Origin of the sequence: Ruegeria sp. A3M17, from assembly GCF_003318255.1 — a bacterium.
Taxonomy (GTDB): domain Bacteria; phylum Pseudomonadota; class Alphaproteobacteria; order Rhodobacterales; family Rhodobacteraceae; genus Ruegeria.
Window position 1 is genome coordinate 1 of sequence record NZ_QOCF01000006.1, and the last position, 20090, is coordinate 20090.

Annotated in this window: 20 protein-coding genes, 1 pseudogene and 1 riboswitch; of the genes and pseudogenes, 9 read left to right on the plus strand and 12 right to left on the minus strand. The window is 58.1% G+C overall.

The window, feature by feature from the left end; genetic code table 11:
* The 3 genes and pseudogenes from DS906_RS22110 to metZ form a co-directional block, all read right to left on the minus strand.
* Nucleotides 1-655 (minus strand): annotated as a pseudogene (locus tag DS906_RS22110) (hypothetical protein); the annotation flags it as partial.
* Nucleotides 656-935: 280 nt separating this feature from the next.
* The gene (folE2, locus tag DS906_RS02650; RefSeq protein WP_113788709.1) at nt 936-2039 is read right to left on the minus strand and encodes a GTP cyclohydrolase FolE2; all 1104 of its coding nucleotides are present in this window, start codon (nt 2037-2039) and stop codon (nt 936-938) included.
* Between the two features lie 169 nt (nt 2040-2208).
* Entirely contained in the window at nt 2209-3399 is a 1191-nt protein-coding gene (gene metZ / locus DS906_RS02655) for an O-succinylhomoserine sulfhydrylase (protein ID WP_113788710.1), read from the minus strand.
* A gap of 65 nt (nt 3400-3464) precedes the next feature.
* Nucleotides 3465-3542: riboswitch (SAM riboswitch) on the minus strand.
* A 121-nt stretch (nt 3543-3663) separates the two neighbouring features.
* Between metZ and DS906_RS02660 the strand changes: the two genes are divergently transcribed.
* Nucleotides 3664-4353 (plus strand): glutathione S-transferase N-terminal domain-containing protein, encoded by a 690-nt coding sequence (locus DS906_RS02660; RefSeq protein WP_113788711.1) that lies wholly within the window; start codon nt 3664-3666, stop codon nt 4351-4353.
* Nucleotides 4354-4753: 400 nt separating this feature from the next.
* Here DS906_RS02660 and DS906_RS02665 read toward each other — a convergent pair whose 3' ends face one another.
* Nucleotides 4754-6514 carry an arylsulfatase gene (locus DS906_RS02665; RefSeq protein WP_113788712.1) on the minus strand — a complete coding sequence of 587 codons (1761 nt, stop codon included), beginning with the start codon at nt 6512-6514 and terminating at the stop codon, nt 4754-4756.
* A 143-nt stretch (nt 6515-6657) separates the two neighbouring features.
* The gene (locus tag DS906_RS02670) at nt 6658-7029 is read right to left on the minus strand and encodes an OB-fold nucleic acid binding domain-containing protein (protein ID WP_113788713.1); all 372 of its coding nucleotides are present in this window, start codon (nt 7027-7029) and stop codon (nt 6658-6660) included.
* 127 nt (nt 7030-7156) lie between these two features.
* Between DS906_RS02670 and DS906_RS02675 the strand changes: the two genes are divergently transcribed.
* Both DS906_RS02675 and DS906_RS02680 read left to right on the plus strand, forming a co-directional pair.
* The gene (locus DS906_RS02675; RefSeq protein ID WP_113788714.1) at nt 7157-7480 is read left to right on the plus strand and encodes a 2Fe-2S iron-sulfur cluster-binding protein; all 324 of its coding nucleotides are present in this window, start codon (nt 7157-7159) and stop codon (nt 7478-7480) included.
* The gene (locus DS906_RS02680) at nt 7480-8202 is read left to right on the plus strand and encodes a VCBS repeat-containing protein (protein ID WP_113788715.1); all 723 of its coding nucleotides are present in this window, start codon (nt 7480-7482) and stop codon (nt 8200-8202) included. Before DS906_RS02675 ends, DS906_RS02680 begins: the two co-directional genes overlap by 1 nt.
* 81 nt (nt 8203-8283) lie before the next feature.
* On the opposite strand, the gene purD is transcribed toward DS906_RS02680, so the two are convergent.
* Nucleotides 8284-9546, minus strand: coding sequence for a phosphoribosylamine--glycine ligase (gene purD / locus DS906_RS02685; protein WP_113788716.1), 1263 nt, complete (start codon nt 9544-9546; stop codon nt 8284-8286).
* Nucleotides 9547-9620: 74 nt separating this feature from the next.
* On the opposite strand from purD, the gene xseA reads away from it, so the two are divergent.
* Nucleotides 9621-11114 carry an exodeoxyribonuclease VII large subunit gene (gene xseA / locus DS906_RS02690; RefSeq protein ID WP_113788717.1) on the plus strand — a complete coding sequence of 498 codons (1494 nt, stop codon included), beginning with the start codon at nt 9621-9623 and terminating at the stop codon, nt 11112-11114.
* A 12-nt stretch (nt 11115-11126) separates the two neighbouring features.
* Here the strand turns inward: xseA and DS906_RS02695 are convergent, their stop codons facing one another.
* Nucleotides 11127-11522, minus strand: coding sequence for a hypothetical protein (locus tag DS906_RS02695; protein WP_113788852.1), 396 nt, complete (start codon nt 11520-11522; stop codon nt 11127-11129).
* A 133-nt stretch (nt 11523-11655) separates the two neighbouring features.
* Here DS906_RS02695 and DS906_RS02700 point away from each other — a divergent pair, with 133 nt between their 5' ends.
* The 5 genes from DS906_RS02700 to DS906_RS02720 all read left to right on the plus strand — a co-directional run bounded on the left by DS906_RS02700 (nt 11656) and on the right by DS906_RS02720 (nt 15956).
* Nucleotides 11656-12294 (plus strand): lysoplasmalogenase, encoded by a 639-nt coding sequence (locus DS906_RS02700; protein ID WP_113788853.1) that lies wholly within the window; start codon nt 11656-11658, stop codon nt 12292-12294.
* Nucleotides 12295-12352: 58 nt separating this feature from the next.
* Complete coding sequence (gene ftsY / locus DS906_RS02705; protein WP_113788718.1) at nt 12353-13516, plus strand: signal recognition particle-docking protein FtsY; 1164 nt, start codon at nt 12353-12355, stop codon at nt 13514-13516.
* Nucleotides 13517-13602: 86 nt separating this feature from the next.
* The gene (locus tag DS906_RS02710; protein ID WP_113788719.1) at nt 13603-14505 is read left to right on the plus strand and encodes a DMT family transporter; all 903 of its coding nucleotides are present in this window, start codon (nt 13603-13605) and stop codon (nt 14503-14505) included.
* 16 nt (nt 14506-14521) lie between these two features.
* A complete protein-coding gene (locus DS906_RS02715; protein WP_113788720.1) occupies nt 14522-15127 on the plus strand; it encodes an inner membrane-spanning protein YciB in 606 nt (201 codons plus the stop codon).
* Nucleotides 15128-15287: 160 nt separating this feature from the next.
* Nucleotides 15288-15956 carry a Crp/Fnr family transcriptional regulator gene (locus DS906_RS02720; RefSeq protein WP_058274845.1) on the plus strand — a complete coding sequence of 223 codons (669 nt, stop codon included), beginning with the start codon at nt 15288-15290 and terminating at the stop codon, nt 15954-15956.
* A gap of 14 nt (nt 15957-15970) precedes the next feature.
* On the opposite strand, the gene DS906_RS22115 is transcribed toward DS906_RS02720, so the two are convergent.
* From DS906_RS22115 to hflK, 5 genes are all read right to left on the minus strand, one after another.
* The gene (locus DS906_RS22115) at nt 15971-16141 is read right to left on the minus strand and encodes a hypothetical protein (protein WP_158541275.1); all 171 of its coding nucleotides are present in this window, start codon (nt 16139-16141) and stop codon (nt 15971-15973) included.
* 35 nt (nt 16142-16176) lie between these two features.
* Nucleotides 16177-17613 carry a Do family serine endopeptidase gene (locus DS906_RS02725; RefSeq protein ID WP_233494672.1) on the minus strand — a complete coding sequence of 479 codons (1437 nt, stop codon included), beginning with the start codon at nt 17611-17613 and terminating at the stop codon, nt 16177-16179.
* 185 nt (nt 17614-17798) lie between these two features.
* On the minus strand, nt 17799-17993 hold the full coding sequence (locus tag DS906_RS02730) for a DUF2065 domain-containing protein (RefSeq protein WP_113788722.1): 195 nt from the start codon (nt 17991-17993) through the stop codon (nt 17799-17801).
* A complete protein-coding gene (gene hflC, locus DS906_RS02735; protein ID WP_113788723.1) occupies nt 17993-18889 on the minus strand; it encodes a protease modulator HflC in 897 nt (298 codons plus the stop codon). The genes DS906_RS02730 and hflC overlap by 1 nt, the downstream gene beginning before the upstream one ends.
* The gene (hflK, locus tag DS906_RS02740; RefSeq protein WP_113788724.1) at nt 18889-20034 is read right to left on the minus strand and encodes an FtsH protease activity modulator HflK; all 1146 of its coding nucleotides are present in this window, start codon (nt 20032-20034) and stop codon (nt 18889-18891) included. The genes hflC and hflK overlap by 1 nt, the downstream gene beginning before the upstream one ends.
* Nucleotides 20035-20090 lie beyond the last annotated feature (56 nt).

Below are 20090 nucleotides of genomic sequence, written 5' to 3' on the forward strand. Positions count from 1 at the left end.
CCACCTCGGGCTTTGCAGCATCGGCTTTTGCAGGCGCAGGCTGCGCCGCGACCGGCTTGGCCGGTGCAGGTTGAGCTGCGGCTGGCTTGGGTGCGGTTGGTTTGGCCGGGGTCTTTGGCGCTGTGGTGTTCGCTGCCACAGGTTGCGGCTTGGCAACCGCTGCCGGTTTTGGCGCAGGTGTTTTTCTAGCAACCGCAGGCGCAGCGGCTGGCTTTGGTTTGGCTGCCACAATGGGTTTAGCCGCCGGCTGCCCCTTGGCGACGGCAGGCTTGGCGGTAGGCTTTTCAGAAACTTCGGCCGGTTTAACTGCCACTGGGGTGGGTTTGGTTACTGCAGCCACCGTTTTGGGCGCCGTTGGTTTGGATGATTCGACCTTGGGCTTTGCGGCGGCTTTCTTGCGGGCCACAGGCTTGGGCTTGGCCACCACCGCAGGTTTTGCCTTGGCAACCGGTTTGGCCTTGGGCGCGGATTTTTCCGATGGTGCAACAGGGGCAGGAGCAGCAGCGGACGCGTGCAAGGCACTAACAGACACAAACGGCAGCTCCATCGCCGAGCGGGTCAAAATCTGCATAATTTTCATTTGGTTGCTAACCGCATAGCCGGCCATTCGGATGGCCGCAGCCTGAAATTCCAGCGGTTGGGAAATTGGATTCATACTTTAGTTCTCCTCTGAAAGCGATGCAGCCTGCAAAAGAGTGAATTGAGCTGCCCGTCCCGATTTTTCGGGCGGATCAAGCAGTCACGAAGTCCTGAGCGTCGCACGTCTCAGCTTCCTTTCAGAGTGGCAGACGCACGAACAGAAATTCGCCTGCCACGGCTGCATTCCACACCAGTGTTACTTGAACGACCGTGCAAATGCAGCACGAATTGCCGCGCTGCGGCGGAAAACCGCTCTTAGTCTAAAAGTGATACTTTATTGATCTACCCTGCCTCGTCTACCCGACATGGAACAGGGTGGTGAACAGCCGCGGGTCCAGGCTGGGTGACACAAAGGTCGGACCTTCGGTCAGAACCGACACCGCATCGTGGCTGTGCAGGCTTTCCTGGTGGCTTGCGACCACGCGGAAATCGCCGATATGGTGATCGGCCAACAATTCGGCACAGAACAGCCGGGCGGCGTCTTCGACAAAGATCGGATTGGCCGCATTAAGCTCGGCAAAGGCCTGTTCATCCTCGCGTTTGACCATCACCTGCGTTTCTGTCGGAACGGCACGGCGGCACAAAGCAATCAGATCCTCGAACCACAGGCAATCCGTGTCGCAATCGACAACAACAGAAATCCGCGCCACTGAACGTTGCGAATGCGGTGTGGCCAGCTGTCCACGTGTTGCGCGTGCATGCTCGCTGAGTTCCAGCGAACAGGGACATGTTGAGGAATATACATAGTCCAGATGCATGATCTTTTGGCGCACTCCTCCCTGTTCAACCAGCTCAAGTGCGATGTCGTAATACTGGTACCCTTCCAATCCGGACCGCAGGCTTTGCACACGATCGGGATAGGAAAACCGCATCTGGATACGGGCGTCAAAGCTGTCCAGATCGGTCATATAGTCATCCAGCGCGGCCTCCATGACCTCAAAGCTGAACGTACGCTCGGCGTGTTTGTAAAACGAGCGCATGATCCGGGACATGTTGATGCCCTTCTTTTCGGCATCCAGGCTGACAGTCCCGGTCACCGAGGTCTCAAGCGTCAGGTCATCGCCGCGCTTGCGATGAAACCGGATCGGCAGGCGGAAATTCGAGATACCAACATGCTGGATTTGCTGCTTTGCGCCCCGGATCAGACTGGACGGGCCATTCTGCAAATCCGGCAAGGTCGCGCGATACGCACTGTCGACCGTGAACCCACCTGGGTATTCGCGCGACAGGGACGGATAGTTCACGGGCACCAGACCAGGCACAAGGCGCGCAATTGCCGGGTCGAGCTGGCTGATCTCGGCCTCAGTTGCGGACTCGGCCCATTTGCGCAGCGTCTTCAGAGCGGCTGCGGCTTCGTCATTGTCGGGCATATCCTCAATGTCGCGGGGGTGCACGTTCATCGATCGGGTTCCTCGGTTGGTCGCCGAACCTTATTCGCGTTCGGCTTGCTTTCCAGTGTAGCTTTATACGCTGAAAAACACAGCCCGGATCGAAATTCGGCTAAAATCGCATGACTTACGTCATTTTCACCTAGGTTCGACCCGGTTGTCAGTAAACCACCGCCGCAATTTAACGTTGCGACACGTCCAGCGCATGCTTGATGTCTGCAAGCAGATCGCCCGCATCCTCCAACCCTACGGAAAAACGGATCAGGCCGGGTGTGATGCCCAACTCGTCCTTCTGATCGTCGCTCAGACGCTGGTGCGTTGTCGTGGCCGGGTGTGTCGCAATCGACTTGGCATCGCCCAGATTGTTCGAAATGACAGGGATCGTCAGCGCGTTCAGGAACGCAAACGCTGCGTCCTTGCCGCCCTTGATGTCCAGCGACAGAACAGTTCCGCCTTTGCCGCCCAATTGGGCTTGGACCAACGCGTTTTGCGCATGGGTTTTCAGACCCGGATAAAGCGTGCGTTCCAGCGCCGGATGCCCCTCAAGCGCTTCGGCAATGGTCTGTGCCGTCTCGGCCTGAGCGTTAACGCGCAGCGCCATCGTTTCCAGACCTTTCAGCATGACCCAAGCGTTGAACGGGCTCAGCGCACCACCGGTGTGCTTCAGATAGGGCTCGACCGTTCCCCGGATGAAATCCTTGGTGCCAATGATGACACCGCCCAAAGCACGCCCCTGCCCGTCGATATGTTTGGTCGCGGAATAGACCACGACATCCGCCCCCTGTTCGATCGCGCGCGAAAAAACCGGGGTCGAAAACACATTGTCCACGATGACAAGCGCGCCAACCGCATGGGCCAGTTTGGCAACCGCCTCGATATCAATGACCTCAAGCGTCGGGTTTGACATGGATTCAAAGAAAACCGCCTTGGTCTTAGGGCGGATCGCCGCTTTCCAGGCGTCCAGATCGGTACCGTCAACAAAGGTGACGTCCACGCCATAACGGGCAAGGATGTTTTCGAGGATATACAGACAGGACCCAAACAGTGCCTTGGCCGACACCACATGGTCGCCGGCCTGCAGCATCGAGGTCAGCGCCGCATTCACAGCTGCCATGCCGGACGCGGTGGCAAACGCATCCTCGCCACCTTCCAGCGCCGCGATGCGCTGTTCGAACATCGAAACGGTCGGGTTGCCATAGCGGGCATAGATGAATTCATCCGGGCCGGATTCGATGAACCGCGCCTCGGCTTGTTCGGCTGTCTCATAGACGAAGCCCTGTGTCAGAAAAATTGCTTCGCTGACTTCGTTATATTGGCTGCGACGGATGCCGCCATGGACGGCTTGGGTGCGTTTGTTCCAGCTCTCGCTCATCTCATTCCTCTCGACCCTTGTCTGGCAAGGGCATCAAAAAAACCCCAGACGCGGTCAAGCGAAAGGGGCCTTTCATCCTGACCTTTTAGCGGTGTTGTTTAGCGTGGCCCGCAATCCGGTAACAAATCGCCACGTAGCTTCTGCGATGCAAATACGCCGCGCACTCTTGGCCGTCAAGCCCGGTTGCCCTGTGTCACGCTTTCGTAACCGCCTCTTGCCGATTGCGCAGAATACCGCATGATCGCCTCAACCTGAGGAGGCACCATGATCGATCTGTATTTCTGGCCCACGCCGAATGGCTGGAAGGCGTCCATCGCTTTGGAAGAGATGGACCTTCCCTACACCACCCACCTTGTCAATATCGGCAAGGGTGATCAGTTCGACCCCGAGTTCCTGAAAATTGCGCCCAACAACCGGATGCCTGCCATCGTTGACCCGGACGGCCCGGATGGCGCACCCATCTCGGTGTTCGAAAGCGGCGCGATCCTGATGTATCTCGCTCGCAAGACCGGGCGCTTTTATGGCAAAACCGAACGTGACCGGATCGCCGTCGAGGAATGGCTGATGTGGCAAATGGGCGGCGTCGGCCCAATGGCCGGTCAGGCGCATCACTTCCTGAAATACGCGCCAAACCTCGAGCCGCCGCAGGACCTGCCCTATGCCAAGGACCGCTACCGCGCTGAGGTCGCGCGGCTGTACGGAGTATTGGACCGGCGGTTGGCCCAAAATGAATACGTCGCGGGCGATTTCTATTCCATCGTCGACATGTCGATCTGGGGCTGGGCCAGCCTATGGGAAGGCCAGCAGCAGGTGCTGGAGGACAAACCCCATTTCACCCGCTGGCTTGAGACGGTAAGTGCCCGTCCGGGCGTTCAAGCCGGGCGCGCGTTACACGCCGAGATGCGTGGCGATCACAGGGACAAGCAGGCGCAGGGGGTATTGTTTAAGCGTTAAGGCACGTTGATCCAATGTCCGCTAAGAGCCCGAAGCGGAAGTGCATAAAAGCACAAAATACGGTTAGGTCGGTTGAGTGAGTTAACCGGAGTGTTCAAAGTTCCGCGCAATTTTTCGGTCGAGAGCAATGGTGAGATTTTTCGTCTGTTTCCGGAGTTATGCCAATACTCACAGACCCGTTTTCCAGACTGAATACGGGAGGGAAGAACGCGTGTGACAAGTTTTCGATCTTTGGAAAGCTCTCACCGATACAAGATATCAGGAACAAAAATCCGCAGGCGTTAGGTCGAAATGCAACCGCACGAACACGTTGCGATTACGTCAGTCCTTCGGCCAGTTCGAGATTCCATAGTAGCGCCGCTGCCTCTGCGCTTTTGGCAGCAACACACACTGAGTCACGTTACTTTCCCACGACTGTCCAAGGATTCCAGTCTTCTGCGACCTGAATGATGCCCATCTCGTCCGCATAACTCTGGTAAATCGCTTTCAACTCTTCGAGTTTATCGGGAAATTTGTCTTCAAGGGGCGTAGTTTCACCCGGGTCAGCGACGATGTCATAGAGGTGCCATTCCCCGCTTCCAAACATGCCCGTGCGGATGCGTACTGCTTTGTGGTTCCCTTTGACCACATAAGTATTGCCAAAGAGCTCGAATGCGACCCATTGGTCCTCAGTGCGCACATGGTCTTTCTTGCCTTCTAGGAAACCTCGCATCGAAACACCGGTGGGTTTGACCTTGTTAGGCGCTTCGTATCTTTTGCCCTCCGCTTCGACACCTGCGTAGTCGAGGATGGTCATAGGGACATCCTTTATGCTGGCGACGGCATTCGTGCTCTGACCTGCGTTAGGGAATTCGTAGCCGGCGGGTGGTTTGATCATGAATGGAACGCGCACGCCACCTTCTGACACGTAGGCTTTCCAGAAGGTCAACACACCTGTTGAAGCGTTTGCCCACGTGGTGCCGATCTGCCAAAGTGCCTGTTCGGACCCGATTGCTTCAAGGCTCTGGTCGTAGTTTGCCTCCACCCATTTACTCAGGAGCGGGTTGCTTAATTTGCCGCGAAAGTCGGTCCCTTCCGGACCGTTGTCGGTCAAATAGACGACGAGCGTGTTGTCGAGTTCGTCGACAGACTCCAAGTAGTCGAACAACTTCTGGATGTGTTGGTCTTGCGAGTCGATCATCGCGGCATAAGTGGCCATGATCCTTGCCTGGTATTTCTGTTGGTCCTCAGAGAGAGATGACCACGGAACAACAAGATTGTCGGAGTTGTCCGCCTTTCCGTCGTGGTAATTCGCGGACTGCGAGATGACGCCATGTTTGATCAAGGATGCGTAGCGTTGCTCACGCAGACCTTCGTACCCGAGTTTTAGGTACATGTCATAATATTTGTCGATCAGGTCATTGGGGGCTTGAATAGGGAAGTGCGCAGTTGTGAAAGCCATATAGGCAAAGAATGGCTTTCCGGTTTCCTGTCCTTCTTTCAGGAACTCGATCATCTTCGAAGTATAAAGATTGTTCGAATACACGCCTTCTGGGCGCGTCACCAGTTTGTCATCCTCATGGAATTCTTCCTGAGAGATTTTTGGGATCTGACCGTTCTTGATAGCCTCTGCTGTTTCAGGATCCTTCGAATCGGGAAGCATTACTTCCTGGTTCCAATGGTTGGACCCACCTACGTAAATACCATAGCTCCTATCAAATCCCCACGCATTCGGACCACGCCCGGTATTGCGTGTCGGGTGTCCCGAGTGCCACTTGCCTGTCGTGTAGGTGTTGTATCCGGCATCCTGCAGAAGTTGCGCGATCGTGACAGCATTGTCGGTCAGATATCCCTCATACCCGGGCTTTCCAGCCGCGTCGGGGTAAACAGCATAATCGAAAGCCGCTAACCCGACTTGAATGTTGTTTGCACCCGTCAATATCTCGGATCGGGAGACTGAACACACGGGTGTGGCACGAAAATTTGTAAACTTCAGTCCTTCTGAGGCAAGCGCATCAAGAGTCGGAGTTTCAATTTCGGAGCCGAAAGGACCGATGTCCGCAAAGCCCATGTCATCGCCAAGGATCAGAAGTACGTTAGGACGTTCATCCGCCAAAGTTGTTTGTGGAGAAGCTGCCCAAAGTAGCAGCGTCACTAGTTTTGCAAGACTGAATTTTCTCATCTGGTTTCCATTGCTTCAAAAAGGGTGCGCAATTCGTCACTAGGATTTCTACTTCACATAGCTTTACAGTTCCAGTTTCAAGGAAGCCGACAACTCGTTCCACCAGCGCTAGGGTCAACGGCAGCATAGTCCGCTCTGCGGACCTATCCCTCCCCCCGCACCAGCACATCCAGCATGCCCGAGATATCCTCGACCTCTTCCGCGATCACATGGGTCACCGAATGTGCCCGCTGCATCCGGCCCGTGACCCGCAGCAGCCGCCCCGAGATCACCGCCCGGCGGAAGGTTTCGTAGATTTTACGCCAGACCACCACGTTCACGATGCCGGTCTCATCCTCGAGCGTGACAAAGATCACCCCCTTGGCCGTCCCGGGCCTCTGCCGCAGGATCACCAGCCCCGCGACCGCCACCAGCGCACCCTCGGGCGGGTCGTCCAGACGATTGGCCGGCAGACACGCGGGCGGGCGTGGCCAGTCGCGGTTTGACACCGCAGAGGGAGCAGGAGCTACAATCATGGGAACAAAAATAGAACAAACAACGGGAAAGTCCAGTCACGGCATGCTGAGACGCAAATGAGACTGGAAAGAGCTAAATGCCTTCACTAAGGAAGAATTCGACAAGCGAAAAAGGAAGACGCAAGCAATGGCAAAGATCACCTATGTCGAGCACGGCGGTACCGAACATACAGTCGAAGTCGCCAGCGGCCTGACCGTCATGGAAGGGGCTCGTGACAACAATATCCCCGGCATCGAGGCCGATTGCGGCGGCGCCTGCGCCTGTTCGACCTGCCATGTCTATATCCACCCCGAATGGGTCGAAAAGGTTCCGGCCAAGGACGACATGGAAGAGGACATGTTGGATTTCGCCTTTGAACCCGACCCGGCCCGCTCGCGCCTGACCTGCCAGATCAAGGTCACTGACGAATTGGACGGGTTGGTTGTTCAGATGCCGGAAAAGCAGATCTGATGCTTTTCAAAGCGATCGCGGCTGCCGCGATCGCAATTGGAATCTGTCCGAGCCAGACAAGATCTCAGCAGCCATGGCAGTATGAACCGCTGGGTTCGGCGGAGTACTCCGAACCCACTGCGCGATACCCGCACGGGGTACTTGGTGATCAGATCGAATACGGCGCTCTGATCCTGCAATATGCGCCGGAATGGGCGAAATACACAATCCGGCTGCCAAAAGAGCGCGTTTTCGAAGATATCCGACCGCGCCTGATTGATATTGACAACGATGGACGTCGCGAAGCTCTGGTGGTTGAAAGCCATCGTGATAAAGGTGCACGGCTTGCAATCTACAATGGCGGCGGCCTGATCGCCGCTACGCCCCATATCGGAACCCGCTTTCGCTGGCTCGCTCCGGTCGGAGCGACAGACATGGATGGCGATGGCAACGTCGAGATCGCCTATGTCGATCGCCCTCACTTGGCCAAAACCCTGCGCATCTGGCGGTTTGCAGACGGCAAACTGACCGAAATCGCATCGCTGCCCAATCTCACCAATCACCGCATTGGAGAAGATTTCATCTCCGGCGGTCTACGCGATTGCGGCGGCACTCCGGAACTGATCCTCGCCAACGGCAACTGGACACGCGTTATCAGCGTCTCCTACCAAAATGACTGGACCAAAACTGACCTCGGCGCATTCACAGGGCCACAAAGCCTAAACAATCCGCTCAAGTGCTGATCCGCCTCTTCATCTGGCCAAAAATATCCTGGGGGTGAGGCCGCAGGCCGAGGGGGCAAAGCCCCCTTACCTGCCGACCACTCAAAGAGCTCGCCAGCCGATATCGCGGCGGTAAAAGCCTTCGGGCCAATCCACACCTTCAACCATCGCATATGCCCGGTCTCGCGCCTCTTGCAGTGTATTCCCGCGCGAGGTCACATTCAGCACGCGCCCGCCTGCGGCTTGAACCTGCCCATCAACGGCCTTGGTTCCAGCGTGAAAGATCATGTTGCTGCTGTCCTCAGGAAGCGCATCCAAGCCCTTGATCGCAGATCCTTTTACGTAGGAACCCGGATACCCCTGTGCCGCCATCACAACGGTCATCGCATGATCGTCAGCCCAGTTCACCTGCGTCTCGCTCAAACGACCCTCGGCCGCGGCATGAAGCAGGTCCAGAACCTGGGCACCAAGCCGCATCATCAGAACCTGGCATTCCGGGTCACCAAAGCGGACGTTGTATTCGACCAACCTCGGTTGGCCGTCCTTTATCATCAGTCCCGCGTACAAAATGCCCTGAAACGGCATGCCCCGGCGCTTCATCTCGGCCATGGTCGGGCGCACGATCTCTTCCATCGCGCGCGCTTCGATCTCGGCGCTCAGGACCGGTGCTGGGGAATACGCCCCCATACCGCCTGTGTTCGGGCCCGTGTCGCCTTCTCCCACGCGCTTGTGGTCCTGCGCGGTGCCGATGGACAGAATGTCCTCGCCATCACACAAGACGAAGAGAGAGGCCTCTTCGCCCTCCATGAACTCCTCAATCACCACCTCGGCCCCCGCGCCACCAAAAGCGCCGCCGAACATGTCGTCGATGCCCTCCAGCGCGGTCTGTTCGTCCATGGCGACGATCACACCCTTGCCTGCCGCCAAACCATCGGCTTTTACCACGATCGGCGTGCCCTGTTCGCAGACGTAAGACTTGGCAGGCTCGGCCTCGGTAAACCGCGCATAGGCTGCGGTCGGAGCGTTCGACGCGTCACAGATTTCCTTGGTGAAACTCTTCGATGCTTCCAACTGCGCCGCATCGGCGGACGGGCCAAAGACCAGCACACCCGCTTCACGCAGACGATCTGCGACGCCAGCGGCCAGGGGCGCTTCGGGGCCGACAATCACGAAATCAATCGCGTTCTCTTCGGCAAAGCTGACAACCGCACCGCCGTTTTCGACATCCAGTGCCGCGCACTCGGCAATTTGTGCAATCCCAGCATTTCCCGGTGCCACGATCAGGCGGTCACATTTGGGATTTTGCATCACCGCCCAGGCGAGGCTGTGTTCGCGCCCGCCGCTGCCGAGAATAAGGATATTCATGAAGGTCTCCGATCTGCTTGGCCTCGCCTTCCGGGCGTTCTAAGCTGGCCGGGCATTTGACACAAGGCGCTGAAATGTCCGACCTGCTTGATGACCCGATCCCGGGCCAAAACACCCCAGAATACACCGTTTCGGATATCTCGGGCGAAGTGAAACGCACGCTCGAAGGCACGTTTGGGCGAATCCGTGTGCGTGGTGAGGTCGGACGCGTGTTCACGGCGCGCTCGGGGCATCTGTACTATGACATCAAGGATGACCGGAACGTTTTGGCCTGCACCACCTGGAAAGGTCAGGTTTCGGGCCTCTCGGTGGTGCCGGAAGAAGGTCTTGAGGTTGTCGTCACCGGCCGTCTGACGGCCTTTGGCGCCCAGTCAAAATACAACCTAAACGTTGATGAAGTCGCGGTCGCCGGGCAAGGCGCTTTGATGGCCCTGCTGGAAAAGCGCAAGAAACAGCTTGAGGCTGAAGGTCTGTTCGCGCCCGAACGCAAAAAGTCTCTGCCCTACCTGCCGCAGATTATTGGCGTGGTGACCTCACCATCTGGCGCTGTGATCCGGGACATATTGCACCGTCTGCGGGATCGCTTCCCACGCAAGGTGCTGATCTGGCCTGTCGCTGTACAGGGCTCCAACTGCGCACCAGAAGTTGCCCAGGCCATCGACGGTTTTAACAAACTGACACCGGGCGGCTCATTGCCTCGGCCCGACCTGATCATTGTCGCCCGTGGCGGCGGTTCCATCGAAGATCTTTGGGGGTTCAACGAAGAAATCGTCGCACGTGCGACGGCTGCATCGGACATTCCGCTGATTTCAGCGGTGGGTCACGAAACGGATACAACGCTGATCGACTTCGTCTCGGACCGACGCGCGCCAACACCGACCGCCGCGGCCGAGCTTGCCGTGCCGGTTCGGATGGAACTTCTGGCTTGGACGGGTGAGCAAGGCGCGCGTTTGTCTCGTGCCGCGACGGACGCGGTTCAAAGGCGCTCTCAACGGCTTCGCGACCTGTCCCGCGCATTGCCGCGCCCGGACAGCTTGTTGAACACACCACGCCAACGCCTTGATTTAATTGCGGATCGGTTGGCGCCCGCCCTGAATCGCGGCGTACAGAACCGACGTCTGCAGGTCGTCGAGCTGTCCGCGCATCTGCGCCCGTCAACATTGCGCAACCTTGTTTCGACCAGAAACGAGGCCTTACGCAACCTGTCATCCCGTCTGTCCCTGCGCCCAATCCACAGAGAGATCGAACAACAGAAGCAGAATATCAACAGGTTGGCCGACCGTATGAACGCGGCGCAAGCCACGCGCCTGGATCGGATGCGGCAACAGCTGGACGCTGCCGACCGCCTGCGTGAAACACTAAGCTACAAGGCGACGTTGCAGCGTGGCTACGCTGTGGTCCGAGCGGAGGGCGAGGTTCTGACAACCAAAGAACAGGCGTCGAAACACAGCACCTTCGAGATCGAATTCGCAGATGGCCTGCTGAACACGGGCCAGCCCACAACTTCACCGGCGGCACCTAAGAAGTCAGCTAAGAAAGATGCACCCGACCAGGGCTCGCTATTCTAGCCAAATGCGCCTTCAGACCCCAACTTCGGGGCCGAGACAGACCATCTCTTCATTGATGTCTTCGGCCTCGTACAGTTCGGTGGTGTCCGAGTTGCCCTCGAACAGGGCGATTAAGCCCCCGTCAGACTTTGTAAAGACCCAGCATTGCGGGTCAATCCGGTCTTCGTAGACAAAGCAGATCTGGCCCGCTTGTTCGTACCAGACACCTTCTTTGCAATTGCCGTCCAGAAACGACCAGATCACGCGGCGATTGGGCAAATAGCGTTCGACCCCGTACACCGTTCCCTGAAACCCGTAGAACATGGTTTTTCCGCGCGTATAGCTGTCGAACTCAGCCCCAGACAAGGCTGACTGAGCCGCTGCCGTCTGCGCAGAAAGTGTCAGAAGAATCGCAATACGCCTGAGCATGGGAACATTCTGGCAGATGCCGGTCAGCATCGCCAACAGACAATCCCCTAAAACCGGCTGCCTTAACGTCACCGCTTGAGTTGTAATGGCGATCCCGGTGATGCTGCTGAAAAAACCAAATGGGGGACATTTGATGACAACCGTTCTTTTCTGGATCGCTGCCGCCAGCGCGCTGGCCTATTTGCCGATGTCACCGCGCCCGGCCAGCCCCCTGCGATCCCTCTTCAAGACGGCCTCTGTCGCGCTACTGGCGCTGGTTTCTGTCTTAAGTGGTGCACCTATGCTACTGTCCCTTGCGCTAGTCCTGTGTGCCTTGGGCGACGCGCTGTTATCACGCGAGACGGACTCGACCTTCATGGCAGGGATCGGTGCATTTGCAGCCGGCCACCTGGCCTATATCGCTCTGTTCCTCAGCCACCCATCCAGCGACACCGCTCTGATCTTCGACAAGCCCGGTATCTTTTGGTCGCTGATCATCCTCGGGATCGTTGCCGCAACCCTGCTCACACCCCGTGCCGGTGACCTCAAGATACCGGTTCTGGGCTATATCCCGATCATCCTTGGCATGGGCATCACGGTCCTCGCCCTGCCCGAGGCGGGCGCGTTGCGCTGGGCCCTGCCCGCGGCGCTGGCCTTCATAGCCTCGGACCTGATCCTGGCGACCGAAAAGTTCTTGCTGCCTGACGGCCATCCGGCGCTACGCATCACGCCCTACATGATCTGGATCCTCTACTGGGGCGCGCAAGCCGGGCTGTTGATTGCGTTTTTCTGACCCTTTGCAACTGCCGCAAATCCGCATTAGGTGAGAGGAACACCTGCGGAGACCAAAAATGGCGTTTTTCTCAAAGCTCAAGGACAAGCTGTTCAAATCCTCGTCCCGCCTCGAACAGGGGCTGGATGCCATCGTCGAAGACGGTGGCGAGGAAACGACCGCCCCCGATCCAGTTATCCCCGAGCCCGAGCCGCAGCCGGAACCGGTTCCCGAAATTCCACAGCCGGTGCCAGAGACACCTGAACCCGCCCCTGTGCCACAGCCGGTCGAAACGCCAGAACCCGCACCCGTCGACCCAACACCAGCCCCACCCCCACCCGAGGACGCGCCATCCAAAGGTATGCTTGGACGCCTGTTTGGCCGGAACGAAGCCAAGGCAGTCGTCCGTCGTACGTTGGACGACGACATGCTTGAGCAGCTAGAGGAACTGCTGATCGCCTCGGATATGGGCGTCGACACCGCAATGCGGGTCACATCCAACATGGCCGAGGGGCGGTTGGGCCGGAAACTCTCCACTCAAGAGATCAAGCAATTGCTGGCCCAGGAAGTCGCCCGTGTGATGGAACCAGTTGCCAAGCCTCTGCCCATCTACCCCAAGCGCCCGCAGGTCGTGCTGGTCGTGGGCGTCAACGGGTCCGGCAAGACCACAACCATCGGAAAGCTGGCCAGCCAATTCAAGGCCGCCGGCAAGAAGGTCGTCATCGCCGCCGGGGACACCTTCCGCGCCGCCGCCGTCGAGCAGCTCCAGGTCTGGGGCGACCGCGCCGGCGTACCGGTGCTGACCGCACCCGAGGGGTCTGACCCGGCCTCATTGGCTTTCGACGCCCTGACCCGTGCGCAGCAAGACGGCGCGGACCTGCTGATGATCGACACGGCCGGTCGCCTGCAAAACCGTGCGGACCTGATGGAGGAACTGGCCAAGATCGTCCGGGTAATCCGCAAAATCGACGAGACCGCCCCGCACAACACGCTGCTGGTGCTGGACGCCACCACTGGCCAGAACGCACTGAGCCAGGTCCGGACATTCCGCGACCTCGCTGACGTGTCAGGCCTGGTGATGACCAAACTCGACGGCACCGCCAAAGGTGGCGTATTGGTGGCACTGGCCGACAAGTTCGGCCTGCCAATCCATGCCATCGGCGTCGGAGAACAGATCGACGACCTCGCCCCCTTCGACCCCGAAGAGTTCGCTGCCGCCCTCACTGGCCTGGACCAAACCTGATCCCCCTTTAATCTGGCCCCAAATATCATCCGGGGGTCTGAGGGTGGAAAATCCCCAGCCTCTCCTCCCAGCGAAAAGACTGACATTTGAGCGATTGGCTGATTTCTCTCGAAGGCACCGAAGCGGGCCATCAGCTGGCTCTTGGCCTCGCTTTGATGGCCGCCTTCCTGCATGCGGTATTTGGCGCGCTGCAGAAGGGCCGCCACGATCCCTGGCTGTCCCGTGGGGCAATCGACGCCTGCTATTGCCTGATGGCCGCCCCTTTTGCCTTTTTCGTGGTGCCGTGGCCTGAACCCTACATGTGGTCCATCTTCGCCGTGGTCTGGGTGATCCACATCGCCTACAAGGTCCTTCAGGCCATGGCCTATACAAAGGGTTCATACACTGTCGTCTACCCGGTCGTACGCGGCACGGGCCCCCTATTCACGGTCATCGGCGCCTATCTGCTATTCGGCGAGACTTTTACCGGGATTCAATGGTTTGGCGTTTTGGTCCTGCTAGCTGGTATCTTCGGTCTGGCCGCCTATAATTTGCGTTTTCTGGAAACCAACCGGGAAACGCTGGGCATCGCGCTGGTACTGGCCATCGCAACCGGCCTGTTTGTCGCGCTCTACACCACTTATGACGCCTATGGTATCCGGGCCACCGCCGACCCGTTCACCTTTCTGGCGTGGTTTTTCATGATCGACGGTTTTGCGATGCCGATTTACGCCTTCTTCAGATGGCGCGCCATGATCGACCGTCCAGCCGTTGGTCCATTGATGTTGCGGGGCTTGGCCGGAGGCATCATCGCCCCTATGTCCTTCGGAGCAATCATGCTGGCTACCCGCTTGGACAAGGTCGGAGAAGCCGCCGTCCTACGTGAAACCTCGACAGTCTTCGCGGCGCTTATCGGGTGGCTGGTGCTAAAAGAAACCGTGGGACCAAGACGGGTCGCGCTGATGGCATTGATTGCATTGGGCGCCGTAATAGTTGAAATGGGCGGGTAGAAATCAGGAAACCGACATGTCAGGCAAAAAAGAAATCAATCCATTTCTGAAACAGGCGTTGGAGCTTGGGCCCCCACTGGCCTTTTTCTTCATCTACCTACGCCTGCGTGACGACAATTTCCTGATCGGAGGCACAGAATATTCCGGTTTTATCGTCGCGACGATCATCTTCGTCCCGCTGATGCTGGCCGCCATGGGCATCCTTTGGGTCCTGACCGGCAAACTTAGCCGGATGCAGATATTCACCGCCTTCATGGTCATCTTCTTTGGGGGCCTGACCGCTTGGTTCAATGATGAGCGGTTCTTCAAGATGAAAACCACGCTGGTTTACGGTTTTTTCTCGGTCATCCTTGGAATTGGCCTCCTGCAGGGGAAATCCTATCTGGCCTATGTCCTCGAAGATATGCTGCCGATGCGCCACGAGGGCTGGATGATCCTGACCCGTCGGTTGTGCGGCTGCTTTGCGGTTCTGGCCGTAGCCAATGAATTTGTCTGGCGCACCATGTCGACGGACCTATGGGTCAAAATCGAAACTTTCGCCTTTCCCATCGCACTGATGGCGTTTCTGATGCTTCAGTTCAGTCTGCTGCAACGCTACATGGATGATCCAGACCACCAATAGGCGAACTCTGATAATTGGCGCGCAGCTCAAGCGTTTGCTGTCATATTGAGCCGTCACACAGTGCGTAATCAGGCAAACCAATAAAAACCTTGGAATAATAGCCCGGCTGTGGAACATTGGGGCACCACTCAACACAAGCAGCCGGAGACCCCTCAACCACATGAAGGCACTCCCAAACAGCGGATTTCTGTCCGAGGCATCAGACCGACTCAGGGCTATGCTTTCGGCACTCGCGACCGAGATTTCCTTGGATCAGGGCCAGGTGCTGTTTGAGCAGGGGGACGAAGGCGATGCGCTCTATGTGATTTCTGAGGGCACGCTTGAGGTTTCATTCCTTGCGATGAGTGGGCGCAAGCTGTCTTTGACCCTTATGAAGCCCGGCGAAGTGTTTGGCGAAATCGCGTTGTTCGACAGCGGGCCGCGCACGGCCACAATTGCAGCGGCCGAGCCATCGAGCGTGCTGCGCGTGCGCCGCAGCGACGTCATGGACCAGATCCGCCAGCATCCCGATCTTGCCGTCGACATGATCCGTCTAGCGGGCCTGCGCATGCGCTGGATGGGGTCACAGCTGAACGAACAGGTGTTCTTGCCGATGCCCATTCGTCTGGCGCGCAAATTGCTGCATCTGTCTGCCCTTCAGGACGACCCCGCCATGCGCATCACCCTGTCCCAAAGCGAATTGGCCGAGTTCGTCGGTGCCACGCGCGAGGCTGTATCCAAGACGATTTCCACCTGGAAACGCGACAATGTTGTCGAGGCATCCCGCGGCGGGTTGATGATCCAGGACTTCAACGCCCTGAAAGAACTGGCCGAATCCGACTTAATCTGACCTTGTGACCTCCTTCACATACGATGTCCGCCGAAATGGCTATCGTCGTAGCTGTTACCGTAGGGGGCCAGAGAATCATCCCCGATATCTGTCCACTGGCCTCTCCCTGTACCAGAGCCATGCGCCTCCCCGGCGTGTGGCTCACTTACTTTCAGCGCCACGTAGAACGGAAAAGGCCGAGGCATTGCCCCGGCCTTGTCATCACGTTTGATGTGGTGCGTTACTCGCCCAGGCTTAGCGCGACAAAGCGAGGGTCGCCGCCGCGACGTACAAGCAACAACAGCGATTTACGCCCGGCCTCACGCGCCTCTTCCATGCGTGCTTCCAGATCTTCAATCGACGTCACCTTTTGCTGTCCAGCCTCGGTGATCAGATCACCGGCGCGCAACCCTTTGGAGAACGCCTCAGAGGCTTCATCCACTTCGGTCACAACCAGCCCCTCGGCGTCTTCTTCAAGACCAAGGTCCGTACGTAGTGTGTCTGTCAGTGGCGAAATGGTCAGGCCCAGAATAGCTGCGTTCTCATCCGTTGGAGCCTCAGAGGTTTCCTCGTCGCCCTGCTCGGCCCGTTCAGCATCCTCACGACGTCCCAGAGTAACCAGAACGGTCTGTGTGCCGCCATCGCGATGCACGACAACACGCACGGCTTTGCCTACGGTCGTCTCACCGACCTGACGCACAAGACCACGTGTATCTTCGACCTCGACCCCATCAAAGCTGAGGATCACGTCACCAGCCAGCAGTCCAGCATCCTTGGCCGGCCCATCCGGAACATCGCTGATCAGCGCACCGCCCGGCTTGGCCAACCCCATTGCCTCGGCCATGTCCTCGGTCACGTCCTGAATACGAACGCCCAGCCAACCACGGCGGGTTTCGCCGAATTCACGCAGTTGGTCGACCACCTTGACCACGACGTTGGACGCCATTGAAAAGCCGATCCCAATCGAGCCGCCGTTGGGCGACAGAATCGCGGTGTTCACACCAATCACTTCGCCATTCATGTTGAACAGCGGGCCGCCCGAGTTGCCCCGGTTGATCGCAGCGTCGGTCTGGATGTAGTCGTCATAAGAACCGCTCAGCGCCCTGTTGCGAGCCGAAACGATCCCGGCCGAAACCGAGAAGCCCTGCCCCAACGGGTTGCCCATGGCAATAACCCAATCACCGACACGGGCGACGTCACTGTCGCCAAACTGCACGTATTGCAGCGGGCCCGGGGCCTCGACCTTCAGCAGCGCAATATCGGTTTTCTCGTCCGTGCCGATCACCTTGGCAGGCAGTTCTTCCGGCGGCTGTCCATCACCGGGGAAGAACTCCACCAGGATTTCATCGGCCTCGGCGATCACGTGATTGTTGGTGACGATGTAGCCGTCTTCGGAAATCACGAACCCCGAACCCAGCGCGTTGCTACGGCGCGGGCGATTTTCATCATCACCGTTCCGGTCCTGAAAATCGCGGAAGAAATCTTCGAACGGCGACCCTTCGGGCACAATGCCCTGCGGGCCGGTCTGGCCTTCGATCAACGTCGAGGTGGTAATGTTGACCACGGCCGGGCTGATCTTTTCTGCCAGCGGCGCCAGGCTTTCGCTCCGCGCCTGTGCTGCGACGGTTTGGGCCAGAACAAGAATCATCCCCGCAATGGCCAGCCACATCAGCCGCATGAAACCAACACCCTCGTCCTGCCGGACTGAAATACTGCGTGCTTGTGCCTGCACTTGGGAACTCCTTGTCAACAAGTCTTGTAAAACTGCCCTCGGGCAAATCTTCTCAGGAACCAATGTAGTCGGTTTGTCCTTGCCCGCAACTCGGGATCGCGGGGAAATCACCTGCAAGTGAGGTCACCGCATCAAAACCCGACCTGATAAGCCCCCCATAGCAGGATAAAGCCACTGACTACGCTCAGCAAACCGGCCAGCCGCCGCGCCTGCTCGGGCAGTGACCGCAATGCCTCTAACATGCGCTCAATAAGCGAAGGGGCCAGCGCATAGGCCAGCCCCTCGACAATCAATACCAGCCCGAAAGCCAGAAGGATCAGCCCCATTATTCGGAGGCCGCAGCAGCCGGAGCTTGCCGTCCGGTTGGCGAACCGAGGTAGTTGAAGAACTCGGAATTCGGGCTCAGAACCAACGAGCTATTGCCACCCTGCAACGCATTCTCATACGCGGTCAGCGAACGGTAGAATTCAAAGAACTCCGGGTCCGCGCCATAGGCTTCCGCAAAGATCGCGTTCCGTTCGGCGTCCGCTTCACCACGGGTGATTTCGGCCTCACGACGTGCATCTGACACCAGTTCTACCACGGTCCGGTCAGCTTGCGCACGCACTCGCTGCGCCGCCTCGTTACCGCGGGCACGTTCGTCTGTTGCTTCACGTTCCCGCTCAGCCTTCATGCGATCGAAGGTCGCCTCAAGGTTGGCCTGTGGCAAGTCGGTCGCCTTCAATCGCACGTCGATAACAGTCACGCCCAGCGCCTGTGCTTCGGCAATCGCGCTGTTTCGGATGCGCAGCATCAGCGCCGCACGGTCCGAGCTCAGGATGTCACGAGACGAAACCGAACCCAGCACTTCCCGGGTTTCGGCCCGCAAAATACGATCCAGGCGATCCTCGGCAACCGGGATACCGCCGACACCAACGGCCTGACGGAACTGATTCAAATCTGAAATCCGGTAACGTGCGAATGCATCGACAACCAGACGCCGATCGTCCAGAGGGGTCACCTCAAGGGGCTGCACGTCAATAGACAGGATACGGTCGTCATAGCGGACAACTTCTTGAATCAGCGGAATCTTGAACGCCAGCCCAGGTTCTTCCTTGACCGCAACGACACGACCAAATTGCAGGACCAGCGCGCGTTCGCGTTCATCCACGATAAAGATTGAAGACAGGCCAACGACGCCAAGGATCACTACAATAATGAGGATAATGGGTGATTTACGCATCAGTTGCTCTCCCCGGCAGGGCTACGACGCAGCTCGTTCAGCGGCAGATAGGGCACAACACCCTGCCCTTGCCCGGTTGAGTTCTGGTCCAGAATAATTTTGTCAACGTCACCCAGAATCTGCTCCATACGCTCCAGATACAGACGCTTACGCGTCACATCGGGTGCTTTGGAGTATTCTTCCAGAACTGCGCTAAAGCGGCTGGCTTCACCCCGCGCACTGTTGATCTGTTGGGCGCGATATCCTTCCGCCTCTTCCAGAACCTGCGCAGCTTCGCCGCGCGCTTCCGCCAATACCTTGTTCGCATAGGCATCGGCTACGTTCTGCAACCGGTCCCGTTCCTGCGCAGCAGCCTGAACGTCGCGGAAGGCGGCGATCACGTCCTGCGGCGGGTCAGCTTTGTCAAAGTTGACGCGGACAATGTTGATCCCTGAATCATAACTGTCCATCGTGGACTGGATCAGTTCCTGCAAGCGATCCGCGATAACACCACGATCCCGGTTCAGAATCGGTGCCAGTTCGCTTTGCGCAATAATCTCTCGCATCGCTGATTCCGACACGGCGCGGATCGTTTGGACCGGATCACGCAGGTTGAACAGAAACTTTGCAGGGTCGTTGATGTTCCAGACGACCTGATAGTCGATATCGACCACGTTTTCATCGCCCGTCAGCATCAGACCATCGTCGCTGCTGCGCGCGCCACCCATGTCTTCGTTCTGTTCGCGAGTCACCGGGATTACTTCGGCGGTTACGAAAGGCCACGGCGCAAAGTTGAGGCCCGGATTTCCGACGGCCGAGAATTCGCCAAGAAACAGCTCAACCGACTGCTCTTCGGGCTTAACCGTGTAAAAGCTGGCCGCTCCCCATAATACCGCCGCGACGACGACACCTATAAGAACCGTACCCTTTGTGAAGATGGGGCCACCGCCGCCAGAGCCCTGACCGTTGCCACCTCGGCCCGAACCACCGCGGCCGCCCATCAGGACGCGCAGCTGTTCCTGGCCTTTCTTCATCAGCTCATCAATCTCGGGGATCTGCGGACCATCGCCTTCGGGGGGCTTGCGCCCATCACCGTTGTCACCCCGATTTCCTCCGCCGCCCGAGGAGCCTCCGCCCCCCCAGGGGCCGCCGCTATTGCCCGCCATATGTATCTATTCCCTTGTGTTGGACCGTGTGATCACGGGTTCCCTTGTAACTTGTG

Bases quoted from the DNA above. Each gene is read 5' to 3' on its own strand.
- folE2 (WP_113788709.1), bottom strand. From the start codon at position 2,039: ATGAACGTGCACCCCCGCGACATTGAGGATATGCCCGACAATGACGAA.
- DS906_RS02730 (WP_113788722.1), bottom strand. From the start codon at position 17,993: ATGGGGCTGATCCTTCTGGCTTTCGGGCTGGTATTGATTGTCGAGGGG.
- hflC (WP_113788723.1), bottom strand. From the start codon at position 18,889: ATGCGTAAATCACCCATTATCCTCATTATTGTAGTGATCCTTGGCGTC.
- DS906_RS22115 (WP_158541275.1), bottom strand. From the start codon at position 16,141: ATGCCTCGGCCTTTTCCGTTCTACGTGGCGCTGAAAGTAAGTGAGCCA.
- DS906_RS02665 (WP_113788712.1), bottom strand. From the start codon at position 6,514: ATGAGAAAATTCAGTCTTGCAAAACTAGTGACGCTGCTACTTTGGGCA.
- ftsY (WP_113788718.1), top strand. From the start codon at position 12,353: ATGGCGTTTTTCTCAAAGCTCAAGGACAAGCTGTTCAAATCCTCGTCC.
- hflK (WP_113788724.1), bottom strand. From the start codon at position 20,034: ATGGCGGGCAATAGCGGCGGCCCCTGGGGGGGCGGAGGCTCCTCGGGC.
- purD (WP_113788716.1), bottom strand. From the start codon at position 9,546: ATGAATATCCTTATTCTCGGCAGCGGCGGGCGCGAACACAGCCTCGCC.
- DS906_RS02675 (WP_113788714.1), top strand. From the start codon at position 7,157: ATGGCAAAGATCACCTATGTCGAGCACGGCGGTACCGAACATACAGTC.
- xseA (WP_113788717.1), top strand. From the start codon at position 9,621: ATGTCCGACCTGCTTGATGACCCGATCCCGGGCCAAAACACCCCAGAA.
- DS906_RS02720 (WP_058274845.1), top strand. From the start codon at position 15,288: ATGAAGGCACTCCCAAACAGCGGATTTCTGTCCGAGGCATCAGACCGA.
- DS906_RS02700 (WP_113788853.1), top strand. From the start codon at position 11,656: ATGACAACCGTTCTTTTCTGGATCGCTGCCGCCAGCGCGCTGGCCTAT.
- DS906_RS02715 (WP_113788720.1), top strand. From the start codon at position 14,522: ATGTCAGGCAAAAAAGAAATCAATCCATTTCTGAAACAGGCGTTGGAG.
- DS906_RS02725 (WP_233494672.1), bottom strand. From the start codon at position 17,613: ATGCGGCTGATGTGGCTGGCCATTGCGGGGATGATTCTTGTTCTGGCC.
- DS906_RS02660 (WP_113788711.1), top strand. From the start codon at position 3,664: ATGATCGATCTGTATTTCTGGCCCACGCCGAATGGCTGGAAGGCGTCC.
- DS906_RS02680 (WP_113788715.1), top strand. From the start codon at position 7,480: ATGCTTTTCAAAGCGATCGCGGCTGCCGCGATCGCAATTGGAATCTGT.
- DS906_RS02695 (WP_113788852.1), bottom strand. From the start codon at position 11,522: ATGCTCAGGCGTATTGCGATTCTTCTGACACTTTCTGCGCAGACGGCA.
- metZ (WP_113788710.1), bottom strand. From the start codon at position 3,399: ATGAGCGAGAGCTGGAACAAACGCACCCAAGCCGTCCATGGCGGCATC.
- DS906_RS02670 (WP_113788713.1), bottom strand. From the start codon at position 7,029: ATGATTGTAGCTCCTGCTCCCTCTGCGGTGTCAAACCGCGACTGGCCA.